Source organism: Thalassospira sp. ABD4_177, assembly GCF_056160125.1.
In genome coordinates, this window is the sequence record NZ_JBSWWO010000005.1 from 1 (window position 1) to 18,117 (window position 18,117).

Genomic DNA, 18,117 nt, shown 5'->3' on the forward strand with positions numbered 1-18,117 from the left:
TTATTGGAATGGTGTTATCGGCAGCACCGGAAAAGTTCTGGCCATCCGATCTGTGGGCTAGGCTTTCTTCCTTGCGGGGGCGGGTTTTTTGGCCTTGGGTTCGGCGACCTTTTCATAGGCGACCATTTCGGTGCGCGGATGAAGCAGGGCATAAAGCGCAGCCCTCCAGCCATGCAGCTTGACCTTGTGTTCGCGGGTCTTGCCGGCCCAATTGTCGCGGAAGCGTTCCATGTCTTCGCGGCGATTGAAATAGATCACCATATCAACAATGGGGGCGGCCGCGCCGCGCGGGATTTCGATATTGCGAATGCCCATCGTCCAGTTCTTGCTCATGACATTGACGTCGAGCCAGTCCAGCACCCCTTGTGCGGAATGCTTTTCATGTATGACGACGCGATATGGAAAATTCCGAAGATCTTTCGTCATCCGTTGTGTTCCTGACGGTTCCCGTTTCGGTTGATGATACATGAAATCGTTACAAAGATGATTAATTCCTAGCGTCGCCGAAAAAATCAGACAAATGCATAGGGGCGGGCACCCCTTTTGGAGTGTCTTGCGTTCAAGTTGGCCGGAGACAGAGATTTGCTTCCAATAGGAGCGGATCGTTGCATTTGCGCGAAGGGCTTTGCGCATTGGTTTTGCGGATGCAAATGCAGGCAGGCGCGACGTGTCAATTTTATAAAGCAAGGGTTGAATAGTTGTGGGCGGGATAATATTCCATCCAATAATAATTCCAGTTTCGGCTATTAGCTATTGAGAAAGAGGCGTATAAAAAGCTAATGTTTTCTCTTCTAACTAGAATTTTTACATGATAATTGAGTAATTCAGCCTGCCTGCAGATCTGAATTTCTAGCGTGTCTATAAGAACAAGAAACGGGGTCTTGAGGTGAGTGCAAAGCCTTCTGACATTCAGCCTTCAGGGCGGGAACGTCATTTCAAACCGGAAGAACTGATCGTCAGCAAGACCGATCTCAAGGGCCATATTACTTACGCCAATGAGGTGTTTTTGCGCCTTTCCGACTACGCGGAAGGTGAAGTTCTTGGTCAGCCGCATGCGATGATCCGTCATCCGGATATGCCGCGCTGCATTTTCAAGCTTTTGTGGGACCGGATTTCTTCAGGCCACGAAATCTTTGCCTATGTCGTGAATATGGCGAGCAATGGTGACCATTACTGGGTCTATGCCCATGTGACGCCGACTTTTGATGCCAATCACAATGTGGTTGGATACCATTCCAACCGCCGGGTGCCGGACCCGAAAGTTCTGAGCGAAACGATCATTCCTCTGTATGCGGAGCTTCGCAAAATCGAGGAAAGCGTGCCCAATCGGAAGGACGGCATGCATGCGGCGTCCAAGGCATTGATGCAAAAGCTGTCTGATATGGGTATGTCGTACGACAAGTTTATACAAAGTCTCTAGAAATTGGGTGTCTCCCCACCCCCGAAATCGAAGGTTCGAGGTTCTAATGTCGCTATTTGGTGGTTCAAAATCAGGTATCAAAAAAGCACTGGATGTGGTCTTGGCCGCAGCCGATGGTGATTACGAAGCCCGCATCACCAATGTCGACAGTCATGCCGACATGCGCGAACTGTTCATTGCGATCAACCGCCTGATCGACCGCAATGACGCGTTCCTGCGCGAAAGCGCCGCATCGATGGGGGCTGTTTCGGAAAACCGTTATTACCGCCGCATCGTCGAGACCGGGTTGGTTGGGGAATATCTGTCTTCGGCCAAGCGCATCAATGCCGCGAGTGCCTCGATCGAGCAGAAGCTTTCAGGCTTTGCAGATATTCTCGATGAATTCAAAAGCGGCTCCTTTGCCGCGGTTGATGATATTGCCAGCGCGGCAATCGCCCTTGCCGAGGCATCAGGTGATGCGAATTCCATCGCCCATGAGACCAGCTCGCGATCAACCAATGTTGCCGCCGCTGCCCGCCAGACGGCAAGCAATGTCAGCGAGCTTTCAAGCGCATCCGAAGAACTTAATGAATCGATCCGCAATGTGTCCGATCAGGCCCGTGAGTCGGTCGAGATTGCGCACCGTGCCAATGGCCTGGCGCAGGAAACCGATGGTCGTATCGGGCAGCTAGAAGCCGCAGCGGGCGAGATCGTTGAAGTGGTCAGCTTTATCCGTGACATTGCCGCCCAGACCAACCTTCTGGCGCTGAATGCGACCATTGAGGCCGCCCGTGCCGGTGAAGCCGGCAAAGGCTTTGCCGTTGTCGCCAACGAGGTCAAAGGACTTGCCAACCAGACCAGCAAGGCGACCGAAAGCATCGAGGAAAAGGTTCAGGACATCCAGACCGCGATTGAACAATCGGTCGGCTCGATCCGCGAGATCGCAGGCGTAATTGATGATCTGGCGGCACGCTCTGACACCATTTCGGGCAATGTTGAAACCCAGGCCAGCCTTTCAACCAACATTACGCGCAATGTCGAACAGGCATCGGGCGGCGCGCAGGAAGTTACCGACAACATCACTGTTGTTTCGGGTATGGCAGGGCGCACCGGCGAGGCCGCCGACACCACGCGCGACATGGCCGATCGCCTTGCCGATCAGTCGGAAAACCTGCGCAATCAGTTGGGTGTGTTCCTCGATACCATCGAAAAACTGCTTTATACCGCCAAGAAATAGCCGCTTTCTGCGTGCAACAGGTAGCTTCGGGCGTCATGATGGTGCCTGATCGTTTTTAGTCAGGAGAGCGGTGCCATGCGGGTTTTCTTCAATTCGCGTCACGATGCCCATGATGGGGCTGGCGAAATGCATCATGGGCGCATGGTGCCGTGTTTTGAAAACGCGCGACGTATTCCGATCATTCGCGATGCGGTGGCGCACGCGATCAAGGCGCAGCTTTTCGATCCCAAGGATTTCGGCATTGATCCGATCCGGGCGATCCATGATGCGGACTATATCGATTTTCTTGAAACCGCGTGGGATAGCTGGACCAGGGCCGGCAACAAAGGCGATGCGTTTCCCTATGTCTGGCCGACCGGTGGTTTTTCCGGCGGCAAGCCCGAACATATCAGCGCGCGTCTGGGCCAATATGCCATTTCATCGGACACGCCGATTACGCAAGGCACCTGGAAGGCCGCCTATTGGGGCGCACAAACGACCATTTCAGCCGCCGAGGCCGCCTGGAGCGATAATGAGTCCTCCTTTGCGCTGACTCGGCCGCCGGGACATCATGCCCATGCCAACCGTTATGGTGGATATTGTTTCTTGAATAATGCCGCCATCGCCGCCCAGCACATGATTTCCAGGGGGGCGAAAAAGGTTGCGATCCTTGATATCGATTACCATCACGGCAACGGCGCGCAGGATATTTTCTATGAGCGCGGGGATGTTCTGACGATCTCGATCCATGCCAACCCGACCCATCAGTTCCCCTTCTTCATGGGCTATGCCAATGAAACCGGCCGCAATGACGGGCAGGGGGCGAACCTTAATGTGCCGCTGCCGGGCGGCAGTGATTTTGGCGCCTGGGGGGCTGGCTTTGCGAAGGCGATGCAGAAACTTCTGACCTGGCAGGCCGATGCACTGGTGGTGGCGCTTGGCGTTGACGCCCACGAGGCGGAGCCGATCTGTGACTTCAAACTGCAGACCGATGATTTCAATCGCATCGGTCAGATGATCGGACGGCTGGGGCTTAAAACCGTCTTCACCATGGAAGGCGGCTATGCCCATGACGTGATCGGGCACAATGTCGCAGCGGTGCTGAGCGGCTATCTTGAACTCGCCAAAAACTAGGCCAGCCTAATCGAATGCAAAAACGCCCCGACTTCCGTTCGGGGCGTTTTTTGTTTCGCGTTCTGGTCGCTCAGCGTTCCCAGGGCGGCGTGCCGCCAAATTCCGCAACCAGAAAATCGACAAAGGCGCGGACACGGGTCGGCAGATAGCGGTTTTCCGGATAAAGCGTATAGACCGCATGGGATGGTGGTTGATAATCCGGCAGAACGCGTTTGAGGCGCCCGTCGCGCAGATATTCATCGACTTCCCAGTTCGATTTCAGCGCAATGCCATGCCCATCAAGGCACCAGCGGGTCAGGACTTCGCTGCTGTCTGAATCCATCGAACCTGCGACGGCCAATGTCACCGGCGGCTCATCACCGGGGCCTTGTAATGTCCATTGATATTGCTGCGATCCCGGGAAGCGCAGCAGCAGGCAATTGTGATTGAGAAGGTCTGCGGGAACCTTGGGTGTGCCGTTCTTTTCCAGATAGTCCGGACTTGCGACCAGCATACGTTTGTTGGAGGCCAGCTTGCGGACGATCAGCGAGCTTTCCTTGAGCTCGGCAATGCGAATGGCGAGATCGACCTTGTCTTGCAGCAAATCCAGCAACCGGTCCGACAGATGCAGGCGGATCTGCACATCCGGATTCTGTTCGACGAATTTCGGAATGATCGGGGCAACGTATTTGTTGCCGAACGCCACCGGGCAGGTCAGCGTGACCGGTCCGCGGGTGGTGTTTTTCTGATTGGCAATCGCGTTTTCGGCTTCCTGCATTTCGGTCAGAATGCGCAGGCAGTGCCGGTAATAGACATCGCCTTCGGTCGTCAGATTGACCCGGCGTGTGGTACGGTTCAGCAGGCGCACACCCAGACGTTCTTCCAGGCGGGCGATCCGGTTTGACACCACAGCGGCCGAATGGCGCAATTCGCGCCCGGCAGCAGAAAGGTTGCCAAGTTCGGCAACGCGGACAAAAATCTGGATGTCCTCAAAGTCGGACATGGCGCGGGAAGCTCCTGATGTCTGGGGCGGTTTCTTGTTGTTGGTTGGCGCTTTTATGCATTTATCGGCGGAGCCACTCTGCCATTTTAAAGATTATTTTGAAAGTCATTTCGATTATGCTCACCCCCTAAATAATAGAGGCGGTCGGGGGACTGTGATAGGACAGGAAACAGATCGACAAACAGATCGACTGGACGCAACCCGGGCAAAATAGCGCCATCAGAGCCGCATCAAAGGCCCGGGGTATCATCAAGGCAGGGCTGCCAGCGCGCCGGAAACCGCGCATGGGCGAGACGGAGGTTTCAAGCACCGTGGATATTCTGTTTCAGGACTGGATCAATTTGATCCTGCGCTGGGCGCATTTGATTACGGGCATCGCCTGGATCGGGTCTTCGTTCTATTTCGTGTGGCTGGATCTGTCCCTGCGCAAGCGTCCGGGCATGGATGAAGGCGTTTATGGCGAAGCCTGGATGGTGCATGGCGGCGGGTTTTACCATGTGAACAAATGGATGGTCGCCCCCAGTTCCATGCCGCCCGAACTGCACTGGTTCAAATACGAGGCCTACTTCACCTGGATTACCGGTTTTGCGCTTCTGGTGACGATGTATTACTGGAGTGCGGAAAGCTATCTGATTGACCCAAGCGTTCTGGCGCTGACCAAGATGGATGCGATCCTGATTGGTCTTGGCAGCCTGTTTGCCGGTTGGGTGATCTATGACATCATCTGCAAAAGCCCAATTGGCAAAAGCACCGGCAAGCTTGCGGTCGCGCTGTTTATCCTGATCATGGCTGCGAGCTATCTGTTTACCCATGTGTTTAGCGGGCGCGGCGCGTTTATCCATGTCGGTGCGATGATTGGCACGATCATGGCCGCCAACGTGTTTCGCATCATTATCCCCAATCAGAAAAAGGTCGTCGCCAGTCTGATGGCCGGTGAAAAGCCTGACCCGGCATTGGGGCTGCAGGCCAAGCAACGTTCGACCCATAACAACTATCTGACCCTGCCGGTCTTGCTGATGATGATCAGCAATCACTATTCGATGCTGTTTTCCCATGATCAGTCGTGGCTGATTGTCGGGCTGATCCTGATCATTGGCGGGTTGGTGCGTCATTTCTTTAACACGCGCAATGCCGGCGGCACCGGCAAGGCGATTGCCTGGCAGCTTCCGGCTGCAGCCATCGGCATGGCGGTGCTGGCAATGTTTGCCAGTTATGATCCCAATGCGGTCAAGCTGGCCGAGGAAGACGTCATTACCGCCGATCACGCGCAGGCGATCGTCCAGACGCGTTGCACCACATGCCATTCGGCCAATCCAACGGATGAAGGGTTCGACGAGGCGCCGGCCGGTGTGATGTTTGATGATCTCGCCCAGATCGAAGCCAACGCCCAGCGCGTGCTGGCCCAGGCCGTGATCGGACGCGCCATGCCACTGGGCAACCTGACGGAAATGACCGAGGAAGAGCGTGCCAAGCTTGGTCAATGGATCCGCGCGGGCATGCCGGAATAAAGTGTTCCGGAACTAGGTATACTGCAAAGGGCGGCTGCAAAATGGGGCCGCCCTTTTTGTTGGCGCAAAACCGGAAAATTGGCGGGCAGGATCACGCGTAAAATAAAACGCCCCGCCGGTCTCCCGACGGGGCGGGAAGCAGGCCGGCACAGGGCGGATTGTGGTGCAATAAGCTCAGCACAGGCGAAACTTCCGCACCCCACATAAGTCCTGAAAACGGCGCCGTCAATCTGATCAAAAAATAATCAAATTGTCATCAATGACCGAAAAATAATCAGAGATAGAATAGGGTGCGCAAATATTTTCCCCAAACAAGTTGTAAAATAGTTGCTTATTGCGTGGGAATCCCCCGATTCGCGATTTTATTCAATTTGGTCCCTGAGTCTGGCACGGTTTTAGCAGGTGCAACGGCGGTGCAATAAAAACTCAGTGGAGGCTATAAATGAATAAGAAGCTTCAGGCGCTTATCGGCGCCGGGGCCATGGCAGTGTCTGCGATGGCAATGTCAGCCGCACAGGCAGCAGAGACCATCAAGGTTGGCGTGCTGCACTCTCTTTCCGGGACAATGGCGATTTCCGAAACCACGCTGAAGGACACCGTCCTGATGCTGGTCGATGACCTGAACAAGAACGGTGGTTTGCTTGGCAAGGAAGTCGAAGCAGTGGTCGTTGATCCGGCCTCCGACTGGCCGCTTTTTGCTGAAAAAGCCCGCGAGCTGATCGAACAGGAACAGGTTGATGTTGTGTTCGGTTGCTGGACGTCGGTTTCGCGTAAATCGGTTCTGCCGGTCTTCGAGGAACTCAACAGCATGCTGTTCTATCCGGTTCAGTACGAAGGTGAGGAAAGCTCGCGCAACGTGTTCTACACCGGTGCAGCTCCGAACCAGCAGGCGATCCCGGCTGTTGATTATCTTCTGAGCGAAGATGGTGGCGGGGCAGAGCGTATCGTTCTTCTGGGTACCGACTATGTTTACCCGCGTACGACCAACAAAATCCTGCGTTCCTATCTGAACGGCAAGGGTATCTCTGATGAAGACATCATGGAGAACTACACCCCGTTCGGTCATTCCGACTGGCAGTCGATTGTTGCTGACGTGAAAGCATTTGCATCGGCTGGCAAAAACACCGCCGTTGTATCGACCATTAACGGTGACGCGAACGTTCCGTTCTACAAGGAACTGGCAAACCAGGGCATCAAGGCCGAAGACATTCCGGTTGTTGCCTTCTCGGTTGGTGAAGAAGAGCTGGCCGGTATCGACACCGCGCCGCTGGTTGGTCACCTTGCTGCCTGGAACTACTTCCAGTCGGTTGAGTCTGACGCAAACTCTGCCTTCATCGAAAAATGGCATGCCTTCATCGGTGATGAGTCGCGTGTGACCAACGACCCGATGGAAGCAACCTATATCGGCTTTAACATGTGGAAACAGGCTGTCGAGCAGGCTGGCACCACCGATGTTGATGCCGTTCGCCAGGCAATGTATGGCCAGGAAGTTGCAAACCTGACCGGCGGTACCGCTGTCATGAACACCAACCACCACCTGTCCAAGCCGGTTCTGATCGGCGAAGTTCAGGATGATGGTCAGTTCGACATCGTTTGGGAAACCGATGGCACCGTCGTTGGCGATGCATGGTCGGACTTCCTGCCGGAAAGCGCAAAGCTGACCGCCGACTGGACCTATCCGTGGGTCTGCGGCAACTGTGAAAAACCGATGTACTAATTGGTTTCGGATGGGCCGGTCGCGTGTATGCGGCCGGCCCGTTCACTTTGAGGTGGCCTTTCTGTGGGGCCATGCCCGAGATTTCTTTATTTCCTTTTCCGTTATGTATTCAAAGGTTTGGTGATCATGCGCAATGACATGCTTTCGATGCTGCGCCGTTCCCCGTTCTGCCTTCCACAGGTCCGCAAAGCCATCCAGGGTTTCGCGATGGTTCTGGCTTGTCTTTTGATTGTCGCCACAGCCCTGCCCAAGGGGGCGCTGGCCTATAGCGACGAAGAACTTCGCAATGTGACCGAGCGGCTTAATGTCAAAAGCTCGACCAAGAAGATCGGCGTGATCGAGGAAATGGCCGCAGACGGGGATCCCCGTGTTGCGCCGATCCTGCGTGCGATGCTTGAAGGCGACCTTTATGTCCGCGACAGTGACGAACACGTTGTGATCACCCGCAAACAGGGCAAGGTCTATACCCATATCGACATTGTCAGCGGCGAAGAGATCGGCGAAAGCGGCTCCAAGGAAATTTCCAAGATCAAGGTCAATAACCGTCTGCGCGGGGTTTTGCGCGATGCGTTGGCGACATTGAACTTGTTCAGCCCGGATTTGACGGTGCGCAGTGGTGCGGTCGAACAGATCATGGATGCCCGCGATCCGGCGATGATGCCGCTTTTGCTGCGTGCGATTGACCGCGAAGAAGACGAAACGCTTCTGGCCCGTATGGAGCTTGCGCGTGCGACCATGGCGCTGGCGGCCGGTGAAACCACCGAAGAACGCCTGGCTGCGATTGAGGTTCTTTCTAGCGAAACCACCCCGCAAATCCGTGCGGTGCTTTATCAGTTCGTAGCCAGTGCCGAGGCCGAAGGCTTTGAGCCCGAAGTCATTGCCGCGGCCAATGACGCGCTTGAATCCGTCGAAGGGCGTCTGTCGACCTGGCAGACGGTGGGCGATGTCTATCGCGGGATCAGCCTGGGCTCGGTGCTGTTGCTGGCCGCGGTTGGTCTTGCCATTACCTTTGGGGTGATGGGGGTGATCAACATGGCCCATGGCGAGATGATCATGATCGGCGCCTATACCACCTTTATGGTGCAGCAGGCGCTGGGATCGTTCCTGCCATCCGGGTCGGCCTGGTCATTGGTGATTTCCGTGCCCGCGGCCTTTTTGGTTGCCGGTGCAGTCGGGGTTGTGATCGAACGATCCGTGATCCGCTTCCTGTATGGTCGGCCGCTTGAAACCCTGCTTGCGACCTGGGGGGTGAGCCTTGTTTTGCAGCAAGCCATCCGTACGATCTTTGGCGCGACCAACCAGCAGGTCACGGCACCTGATTTCATGAGTGGCGCGATTGAATTTTCGACCGGTCTGGTTCTGACCTATAACCGGCTGTGGATCATTCTGTTTAGTGTGATTGTTGTTGCCGGAATTGCGGCCGTGTTGCGCTATACCGCGTTTGGTTTGCAGATGCGCGCGGTGACGCAAAACCGCCGCATGGCTGGGTCGGTTGGTATTCGCACCGGTTATGTTGATGCGCTGACCTTTGGCTTGGGGTCGGGGATTGCCGGCATCGCCGGTGTGGCGCTCAGTCAGATTTCCAATGTCAGCCCGAACCTTGGTCAGACTTACATTATCGACAGTTTCATGGTGGTTGTGTTTGGCGGGGTCGGGAACCTTTGGGGGACGGTGCTGGGGGCGTTTAGCCTTGGCATTGTGAACAAGTTCCTTGAGCCGATGGCAGGTGCGGTTCTGGCCAAGATCTTTGTCCTGATTGCGCTGATCCTGTTTATCCAGAAACGACCCAAGGGGCTGTTTGCCCTTAAAGGTCGCGCGGTGGAGGCCTGATCCATGACCGATTACCGTCAAAAATATCAAATGACGCCGGTGATTGGCTGGCTGCTGAATGACCGCGGCGGGATGATCCTTCTGGGTATTCTGATTGCGGCTGCCATTCTGGTGCCGATGAGCAACCTGTTGCTGCCGGAAAGCTCGGCCTTTCATGTCCCGACCTGGATGGTCAGTTTGCTGGGCAAGTATCTGTGCTACGCACTTCTCGCCTTGAGTGTTGATCTGATCTGGGGGTTCTGCGGGATTTTGTCGCTGGGCCACGGGGCGTTCTTTGCGCTCGGCGGTTATGCCATGGGCATGTATCTGATGCGTCAGATCGGTGATCGCGGCGTTTATGGTGACCCGGTCCTGCCGGACTTCATGGTCTTCCTGAACTGGCAGGAATTGCCATGGTACTGGTATGGCTTTGACATGTTCTGGTTTGCCATCGTCATGGCGATGTTCGTGCCGGGGCTTCTGGCCTTTGTGTTTGGCTTCCTTGCCTTCCGCTCGCGGGTGACGGGCGTTTACCTGTCGATCATTACGCAGGCCATGACCTATGCGCTGTTGCTGGCGTTCTTCCGCAACGATATGGGCTTTGGCGGCAATAACGGCCTGACCGATTTCAAGGATCTGCTGGGCTATTCATTGCAATCGGATGGCACGCGTGCCGGGTTGTTTGTTGCATCCTGTGTGTTCCTTGGCATTTGCTATGTGCTGGCGCGCGGTATTACCCAGTCGCGGTTGGGCAAGGTTCTGATTGCGATCCGTGATGCGGAAAGCCGGGTGCGGTTCACGGGCTATCGCGTTGAATATTACAAGCTTTTCGTCTTTACCGTTTCAGCCGTGATGGCCGGTATTGCCGGTGCGCTGTATGTGCCGCAGGTCGGCATCATCAATCCGGGCGAATTTGCCCCGGCCCTTTCGATTGAAATCGTCATCTGGGTCGCGGTTGGCGGGCGTGGCACGCTTTATGGGGCGGTGCTGGGGGCGTTTATCGTCAACTACGCCAAGACCTTCTTTACCGGGGCGATGCCGGACTTCTGGTTGTTCTTCCTGGGCGGGTTGTTCATTGCTGTCACCCTGTTCCTGCCAAAAGGCGTGATCGGTGCCATTCCGGCCTTCGGGTCGCCCGACAGGCAATCCGTCATCACAGCCTGGCGCAAGCGCCGCGCAAATGAAGGAGGCAAGGCATGAGCGAAGCAGCCATTCAAATGAATGCCTCGATTGATCCGCAGGTCAAATCCGCCAAGTCGGAAACCATCCTGTATGTCGACGGCGTATCGGTGATCTTTGACGGGTTCCGCGCGCTTAATAACCTGTCCTTTTATGTCGAGCCGGGCGAACTGCGCGCCATCATTGGCCCGAACGGGGCGGGCAAGACAACAATGATGGATATCATCACCGGCAAAACCCGTCCTGATACCGGCGACGTGCTTTTTAAAAGCGAGATCGATCTGACCAAGATGGACGAGGCCGAGATCGCCAATCTGGGCATCGGGCGCAAATTCCAGAAACCGACCGTGTTTGAAAGCCATACGGTTTTTGACAATCTGCTTCTGGCATGTTCGGGCGGGCGTGGGGTGTTTCAGGCGCTGTTCCATCGCCTTTCTGACGCGGAAAAGATCAAGATCGAAAAGACGCTCGTTACCATCATGCTCGAAGACAAGCGTGATGAAATGGCGGCCAATCTTTCGCACGGACAGAAGCAGTGGCTGGAAATCGGCATGCTGTTGATGCAGGAACCCGAACTTCTTCTGGTTGATGAGCCAGTTGCCGGGATGACCGATTCCGAGACCGAGGAAACGGCGAAGCTTTTACGATCCATCGCCAAGGAATACTCGGTCGTCGTGGTCGAGCATGACATGGAGTTCGTCCGTGACCTTGATTGCAAGGTGACCGTTTTGCACGAAGGATCGGTTCTGGCCGAAGGCCGCCTGGATCATGTGCAGAAAGACCCGCGGGTCATTGAAGTTTATCTGGGGCGTTAGGGTCAAAATTCATTCACATGACCGACCCGGCAACCGATATGAGAGAAAAATCTAGGAAAAACCCGCAGAGCGGGGTGATCCCCGGTCAAGGGATTTGACGAAGCTGCTTTCTCTCATATCGGTTGTCCTTCGGATCACCCGGATTTGCACGGGCTATTTTGTCGCAAAATCTTGAAAGATATAGATCTTCCTGTGATTTCGCTCCGCATATCCGCACAAATCCGGGCGACCGGGACGATTATGTGAATGAGTTTGGACCCTAAGGGGAATTAATCATGCTTGATGTCAGCAATATTGATCTGTTTTACGGCGCGTCCCATGCGTTGCGCAAGGTGTCGTTGAATGCCGAAACCGGCAAGGTTACCGCGGTTCTGGGGCGCAACGGGGTTGGCAAAACATCCCTGATGCGGGCCGTGGTGGGCCAGCACCCGATTGCCGATGGTAATATCAAATGGGAAGGTAAGGATATCTCACGCGATCCGTCTTATCGGCGCTCGGCCAATGGCATTGCGATTGTCCCGCAGGGGCGCGAGATTTTCCCGCTTCTGACCGTGAAGGAGAACCTTGAAACCGGCTTTGCCGCACTCCCGCGTGCGATGCGCCATATCCCTGATGAGATTTTCGAGCTGTTCCCGGTGCTGCGTGACATGCTGGGCCGTCGTGGCGGGGACCTTTCAGGCGGGCAGCAACAGCAGTTGGCCATCGGGCGTGCGCTTGTCACCCGTCCGCGATTGTTGGTGCTTGATGAACCGACCGAAGGTATTCAGCCATCAATCATCAAGGACATTCAGCGCGTCATCAAACAGCTGGCTGATCGCGGTGATATGGCGATCCTGCTGGTTGAGCAGTACTTTGAATTCGCTCACGAACTGGCCGACGAGATTGTCGTGCTGGAGCGTGGCGAGGTCGTTTTGTCGGGTGCCAAGGAAACCCTCGACCGTGAAAAAGTCCGCGCCTATCTGACTGTTTGATCAGCATTTGCCAAAAATTTGCGCAGATACTGCGCCACCCATCGGGCCAAACACCACCAAATCCCCTGTATCAGCAGGGTGTTGACGGTTGGCCCGCATCTTGCTGTGAAGCCCCTTGGTATTAAGGTCCCGTAAGTGGTCCGCTTTAGTCAGGTGTCTTTGTGCAGCTTCGCAAACTTGAACCGACAACATCCGCAAATCCGAATGCGGAGATGGAAACGCCAGCAACGCCTGCCCGCATCATTACCGATGGCCGGGCCGAGGTGACGTTTCGTCAGGGCACAGGTGCGGCGCATCAAGGCGGGCATGCAGCCCTTGATCATCTTTATTACCGTGACCCGATGAAAATCCTGTTCCCGCGCCCAACCGCGGGGGATCTGACGACAGCTGTTCTGGTCACGACATCGGGCGGCATGGTCGGTGGTGATAGGCTTGCCTTTGCCGGCAAGGTCGAAGCAGGCGCATCGGCGCTGTTTACTGCCCAGGCGGCAGAAAAGATTTACCGGTCGGTCGGACCGGATTGCGAAATGTCGGTTGATCTGGATGTGGCGGATGGTGGCTGGCTTGAATGGTTGCCCCACGAAAGCATCCTGTTTGATCAGGCCCGGCTCAAACGCAAAACGACCGTGAACGCATCGGGTACGGGCATGGTCATGGCCGGTGAGATGATGGTGTTTGGTCGCCTTGCGCGCGGCGAGGTTTTCACGACCGGGCTTGCGCGCGATGCGTGGGATGTCTCGATTGACGGGCGCCCGATCTGGCGCGATGCGCTGCATCTCGAAGGGGATGTGTTGCGCATGCTTGATCACGAGGCGGCCTTTGATGGCGCACGGGCCAATGCGACTGCCATTCTGGTCGGGCAGGGTGCTGAAGATAAGCTTGAAGCCGCGCGCGACTGTTTGGCGCAGGCGACTGACGGGCTTGAGGCGCGCGATGTGTTGTGTGCCGCGACCGCAATGAAGGGGATTGTGATTGCACGCTTCATGGCGCGCGATCCGATGAAATTGCGCCGGGTTTACGGTGTGTGGTGGAAATCATTCCGCCATCAAACACGGGGGCTTCCCGCACGCTTGCCGCGTTTGTGGGAGATTTAATCGATGAAGCCAAGGAGTAGGCAGGCATGAATCTGACGCCACGCGAAAAGGACAAACTGCTGGTTTCGGTTGCCGCCATGGTTGCGCGCAATCGCCTTGAGAGAGGGGTGAAGCTGAACCATCCCGAAGCGATCGCGATCATCACCGACTATGTCGTTGAAGGCGCGCGTGATGGCAAATCTGTTGCCGATCTGATGCGCGACGGGGCGACCGTGATCACGCGCGATCAGGTTATGGATGGCATTGCCGAAATGATCCACGAAATTCAGGTCGAAGCGACCTTCCCGGACGGGACGAAGCTTGTGACCGTTCATGAACCGATCCGTTAAGGAAAGAGGAGCGCGTTATGATTCCAGGTGAAATCATTACCAAGGAAGGCAGCCTCATCCTGAACGAGGGGCGTGAAACCAAAACCATCACCGTTGCCAATACCGGGGATCGTCCGGTGCAGGTGGGGTCGCACTATCATTTCTATGAAACCAATCCGGGCCTTGATTTTGACCGTGAAGCCGCACGCGGCTTCCGCCTTGATATCCCGGCCGGTACCGCAGTTCGTTTCGAGCCGGGCCAGTCGCGCGACGTCAATCTGGTGAAATATGCCGGGACCGGCACGGTCTATGGCTTTAACGCCAAAATCAACGGCAAGCTTTAAGCGGGGGGATGGAATAAATGGCTTACGAAATTGATCGTCCGTCCTATGCGGCCATGTTTGGCCCGACCGTCGGCGACAAGGTCCGCCTGGCGGACACCGATCTGATCATCGAGGTCGAAAAAGACTTCACCACCCTTGGCGAGGAAGTCAAATTCGGTGGCGGCAAGGTGATCCGTGATGGCATGGGCCAATCACAGGCAACGCGTGCCAATGGTGCGGTTGATACCGTGATCACCAATGCCCTGATCCTTGATTACACCGGCATCATCAAGGCCGATATCGGTATTCGTGATGGCCGCATTGCCGGGATCGGCAAGGCGGGCAACCCCGATGTGCAGCCCGGTGTGGATATCATCATCGGTCCGGGCACCGAAGTCATCGCCGGCGAAGGCAACATCATCACCGCAGGTGGTATCGATGCCCACATTCACTGGATCTGCCCGCAGCAGGTTGAAGACGCGCTTTATTCCGGCGTGACCAGCATGCTGGGCGGGGGTACTGGCCCGGCGGCGGGCACGAACGCCACCACCTGTACGCCAGGCCCCTGGCATATTGCCCGCATGCTGCAGGCAGCAGACGGCATTCCGATGAATATCGGCTTCTTTGGGAAGGGCAATGCGACTCTGCCCGGATCGCTTGAAGAGCAGGTCAAGGCAGGTGCTTGTGGTCTGAAGCTTCATGAAGACTGGGGCACGACCCCGGCGGCGATTGATACCTGCCTGTCCGTCGCCGATGATCTTGATGTGCAGGTCATGATCCATACCGATACATTGAATGAAAGCGGCTTTGTCGAACACACCCGTGCATCGTTCAAGAACCGCACCATTCATACCTTCCACACCGAGGGCGCAGGTGGTGGGCACGCACCGGACATCATCAAGCTGTGCGGCGAAGCCAACGTCCTGCCAAGCTCGACCAATCCGACCCGTCCGTTCACGGTCAATACGATTGACGAGCATCTCGACATGCTGATGGTTTGCCATCACCTTGATCCGAAGATCCCCGAAGACGTCGCTTTTGCCGAAAGCCGCATCCGCCGTGAAACCATCGCGGCCGAGGATATCCTGCATGATCTTGGCGCGTTTTCGATCATCTCGTCAGACAGTCAGGCCATGGGCCGCGTGGGTGAGGTCATCACGCGTACCTGGCAGACCGCCGACAAGATGAAAAAGCAGCGCGGTGCGTTGCCCGAGGATTCTGGCAGCGGCAACGATAACTTCCGTGCCAAGCGCTATGTCGCGAAATACACCATCAACCCGGCGATTGCGCAGGGTATTGGTGCGCATGTCGGCTCCATCGAAGTGGGCAAGATCGCCGACCTTGTTGTCTGGAAACCGATGTTCTTTGGTACCAAGCCTGACATGGTGATCAAGGCCGGCATGATTGCTGCGGCCGCCATGGGCGATCCGAACGCATCGATCCCGACCCCGCAGCCGGTCCATTACCGTCCGATGTTTGGTTCGTACGGCAATGCACTTGCGAAATCGAGCTTCTCGTTCGTATCCCAGGCGGGCATTGATGCGGGTATTGCCGCCGAGTTTGGTCTGTCGAAGGAACTTCTCGCCGTGTCGAACACGCGTAATATTGGCAAGAAGGACATGAAGCTGAATGATGCGCTTCCGGCGATGGAAGTGGATCCGGAAACCTATCAGGTGACAGCAGATGGTGAACTTCTGACCTGTCAGCCGGTGGATGTTGTGCCGATGGCACAGCGTTACTTCCTGTTCTGATCTGTGACAGACAAGACCATGCGTCATGCCATTGAACATATCCCGGTTGATCGTGCCGACACGGCCGAGGTGCGCGGCACGGTGACCTTGGCCTTTTCCGACCGGCATCGCCGCCGCATTCGCCTGCATGATGATAGGGGGGAGCCGTTCCTGCTCGATCTGCCGCATGCGGTGCGATTGGCAGATGGGGATCGGTTGCGGCTTGTTGATGGCGGGGTGATTGTCGTGCGCGCGGCGGACGAACCGGTTCTGACCATCACGGCGGCGGGGCCGATTGCAACCGCCAAGCTGGCTTGGCATATCGGCAACCGCCACACCCCGGTTCAGGTTCTGGATGACGGGCGTTTGCGCATCATCGATGACCATGTCATGCGTGACATGATCACCGGTCTTGGCGGTGTGGTGGAAAACGAAATTGCACCGTTTGATCCGCTGAATGGTGCCTATCACGGGCTGAGTGGGGCGCATGGCCACAGCCATGGCCATGATCATTTCGACCATGATGATCAGGGCCATTCATCGCATTCCGACCACTCTCACGATCATCACCACGGGCATTCCCATGACCACGGATGACCTGACCCTTAACCCGGCTGGCCTGATGCGGCTGATGACGTGGCTGAGCCCGTCATTCCCGGTCGGTGCCTATACCTATTCGCATGGCGTTGAATATGCCGTCGAAGACGGGCGGGTGACATCGGCCGATAGCCTGATCAACTGGGTTGAAGGCGTTCTGGAATTCGGGGCCGGGCGGATTGATGCCGTACTGTTTTGTGCCGCATGGCGGGCTGCGCGTGCGGGTGATGAGACTGCGCTATTTGACATCGGGGTCGAGGCCGATTGTTGGCGCGGCACATCCGAGATGGCGTTGGAAGCAACCGCACAGGGACGTGCCTTTGTCTCGACGATGCAAAAGGTCTGGGGTGATGGAATGATCACCCGTTGGGCCAATGCCATGCGCGAAGATGATCGTTTGCCATCCTATCCGGTGGCGGTGGGCATTGCCGCGGCCCAGTCCGATGTACCGTTGCGTGATGCGCTGACGGCGTATTTGCATGCGATGGCGGCAAACCTTGTGTCCAGTGCGGTGCGTCTGGTGCCGCTGGGCCAGACCGATGGCGTGCGATCGCTGACATCGCTTGATGGCGCGGTCACCATTGCGGTCGATCATGCCATGCAAACTGAACTTGCTGATCTTGGTGCGGCGGCACCGATGGTCGACTGGACATCGATGAAACACGAAACCCAATATACGAGGCTATTTAGATCATGAGCTCTCCCCTTCGTATCGGAATTGGTGGCCCGGTCGGGTCCGGTAAAACCGCCCTTTTGGAACGCCTGTGCAAGGCGATGCGCGATGATTTCAACATCGCTGCAATCACCAATGACATCTATACCCGCGAAGACGCCGAATTCATGACCCGTTCGGGCGCACTGGCGGCAGATCGCATTGCCGGCGTTGAAACCGGCGGCTGCCCGCATACGGCCATTCGCGAAGATGCCTCGATCAATCTGGCTGCGGTCGAAGACATGGCTGCCAAGCATGCTGGTCTTGAGGCGATCTTTATTGAATCGGGTGGCGATAACCTGTCGGCCACCTTCTCACCAGAACTCGCCGACATCACGATTTACGTCATCGACGTTTCGGCCGGTGACAAAATCCCGCGCAAGGGCGGCCCGGGTATCACCCGTTCGGACCTTTTGGTGATCAACAAGACCGATCTGGCGCCGCTTGTCGGGGCGGATCTGGGTGTGATGGATCGCGATGCCAAGAAGATGCGCGGCGATCGTCCGTTCCTGTTCACCAATCTCAAGGCGATGGATGGCCTTGAGGACGTGAAAAACTTCATCATCGAGACAGGGGGGCTCCGCCAATCCGCAGCATCCTGATATGGGGATATAAGGATAGCT

At 56.2% G+C, this 18,117-nt stretch carries 18 protein-coding genes; 16 read left to right on the plus strand and 2 right to left on the minus strand.

Going from position 1 to position 18,117, the window contains the following annotated elements; genetic code table 11:
• Positions 1–57: 57 nt before the first annotated feature.
• On the minus strand, positions 58–426 hold the full coding sequence (locus tag ACXAF0_RS18505) for a hypothetical protein (RefSeq protein ID WP_475347304.1): 369 nt from the start codon (positions 424–426) through the stop codon (positions 58–60).
• A gap of 460 nt (positions 427–886) precedes the next feature.
• Here ACXAF0_RS18505 and ACXAF0_RS18510 point away from each other — a divergent pair, with 460 nt between their 5' ends.
• The 3 genes from ACXAF0_RS18510 to ACXAF0_RS18520 all read left to right on the plus strand — a co-directional run bounded on the left by ACXAF0_RS18510 (position 887) and on the right by ACXAF0_RS18520 (position 3,749).
• Positions 887–1,420, plus strand: a complete 534-nt coding sequence (locus tag ACXAF0_RS18510) for a PAS domain-containing protein (protein ID WP_475347305.1) — start codon at positions 887–889, stop codon at positions 1,418–1,420.
• Positions 1,421–1,466: 46 nt separating this feature from the next.
• Positions 1,467–2,636, plus strand: a complete 1,170-nt coding sequence (locus ACXAF0_RS18515; RefSeq protein WP_475347306.1) for a methyl-accepting chemotaxis protein — start codon at positions 1,467–1,469, stop codon at positions 2,634–2,636.
• Between the two features lie 75 nt (positions 2,637–2,711).
• Positions 2,712–3,749 (plus strand): histone deacetylase family protein, encoded by a 1,038-nt coding sequence (locus ACXAF0_RS18520; RefSeq protein WP_475347307.1) that lies wholly within the window; start codon positions 2,712–2,714, stop codon positions 3,747–3,749.
• Between the two features lie 70 nt (positions 3,750–3,819).
• On the opposite strand, the gene ACXAF0_RS18525 is transcribed toward ACXAF0_RS18520, so the two are convergent.
• The gene (locus tag ACXAF0_RS18525; RefSeq protein WP_475347308.1) at positions 3,820–4,731 is read right to left on the minus strand and encodes a LysR family transcriptional regulator; all 912 of its coding nucleotides are present in this window, start codon (positions 4,729–4,731) and stop codon (positions 3,820–3,822) included.
• A 284-nt stretch (positions 4,732–5,015) separates the two neighbouring features.
• Between ACXAF0_RS18525 and ACXAF0_RS18530 the strand changes: the two genes are divergently transcribed.
• The 13 genes from ACXAF0_RS18530 (at position 5,016) to ureG (ending at position 18,096) form a co-directional block, all read left to right on the plus strand.
• Positions 5,016–6,239, plus strand: coding sequence for a urate hydroxylase PuuD (locus ACXAF0_RS18530; RefSeq protein WP_475347309.1), 1,224 nt, complete (start codon positions 5,016–5,018; stop codon positions 6,237–6,239).
• A 442-nt stretch (positions 6,240–6,681) separates the two neighbouring features.
• A complete protein-coding gene (urtA, locus tag ACXAF0_RS18535; RefSeq protein ID WP_475347310.1) occupies positions 6,682–7,956 on the plus strand; it encodes an urea ABC transporter substrate-binding protein in 1,275 nt (424 codons plus the stop codon).
• A 126-nt stretch (positions 7,957–8,082) separates the two neighbouring features.
• Entirely contained in the window at positions 8,083–9,786 is a 1,704-nt protein-coding gene (gene urtB / locus ACXAF0_RS18540; RefSeq protein ID WP_475347311.1) for an urea ABC transporter permease subunit UrtB, read from the plus strand.
• A gap of 3 nt (positions 9,787–9,789) precedes the next feature.
• Positions 9,790–10,965: an urea ABC transporter permease subunit UrtC gene (urtC, locus tag ACXAF0_RS18545; protein ID WP_475347312.1), complete on the plus strand. Its 1,176-nt coding sequence runs from the start codon at positions 9,790–9,792 to the stop codon at positions 10,963–10,965.
• A complete protein-coding gene (urtD, locus tag ACXAF0_RS18550) occupies positions 10,962–11,759 on the plus strand; it encodes an urea ABC transporter ATP-binding protein UrtD (protein WP_475347313.1) in 798 nt (265 codons plus the stop codon). Before urtC ends, urtD begins: the two co-directional genes overlap by 4 nt.
• A gap of 275 nt (positions 11,760–12,034) precedes the next feature.
• Positions 12,035–12,730 (plus strand): urea ABC transporter ATP-binding subunit UrtE, encoded by a 696-nt coding sequence (gene urtE, locus ACXAF0_RS18555; RefSeq protein ID WP_475347314.1) that lies wholly within the window; start codon positions 12,035–12,037, stop codon positions 12,728–12,730.
• 161 nt (positions 12,731–12,891) lie between these two features.
• Positions 12,892–13,824, plus strand: coding sequence for an urease accessory protein UreD (locus tag ACXAF0_RS18560; RefSeq protein WP_475347315.1), 933 nt, complete (start codon positions 12,892–12,894; stop codon positions 13,822–13,824).
• A 26-nt stretch (positions 13,825–13,850) separates the two neighbouring features.
• Positions 13,851–14,153, plus strand: coding sequence for an urease subunit gamma (locus tag ACXAF0_RS18565; RefSeq protein WP_417828335.1), 303 nt, complete (start codon positions 13,851–13,853; stop codon positions 14,151–14,153).
• A 17-nt stretch (positions 14,154–14,170) separates the two neighbouring features.
• Positions 14,171–14,476 carry an urease subunit beta gene (locus tag ACXAF0_RS18570; protein ID WP_062956783.1) on the plus strand — a complete coding sequence of 102 codons (306 nt, stop codon included), beginning with the start codon at positions 14,171–14,173 and terminating at the stop codon, positions 14,474–14,476.
• A 17-nt stretch (positions 14,477–14,493) separates the two neighbouring features.
• Positions 14,494–16,206 carry an urease subunit alpha gene (gene ureC, locus ACXAF0_RS18575; RefSeq protein ID WP_475347316.1) on the plus strand — a complete coding sequence of 571 codons (1,713 nt, stop codon included), beginning with the start codon at positions 14,494–14,496 and terminating at the stop codon, positions 16,204–16,206.
• 18 nt (positions 16,207–16,224) lie between these two features.
• Positions 16,225–16,782 (plus strand): urease accessory protein UreE, encoded by a 558-nt coding sequence (locus ACXAF0_RS18580; protein WP_475347317.1) that lies wholly within the window; start codon positions 16,225–16,227, stop codon positions 16,780–16,782.
• Positions 16,769–17,479: an urease accessory protein UreF gene (locus ACXAF0_RS18585; RefSeq protein WP_475347358.1), complete on the plus strand. Its 711-nt coding sequence runs from the start codon at positions 16,769–16,771 to the stop codon at positions 17,477–17,479. Before ACXAF0_RS18580 ends, ACXAF0_RS18585 begins: the two co-directional genes overlap by 14 nt.
• Complete coding sequence (gene ureG / locus ACXAF0_RS18590) at positions 17,476–18,096, plus strand: urease accessory protein UreG (RefSeq protein ID WP_044829628.1); 621 nt, start codon at positions 17,476–17,478, stop codon at positions 18,094–18,096. The genes ACXAF0_RS18585 and ureG overlap by 4 nt, the downstream gene beginning before the upstream one ends.
• The last annotated feature ends 21 nt before the right edge of the window (positions 18,097–18,117 follow it).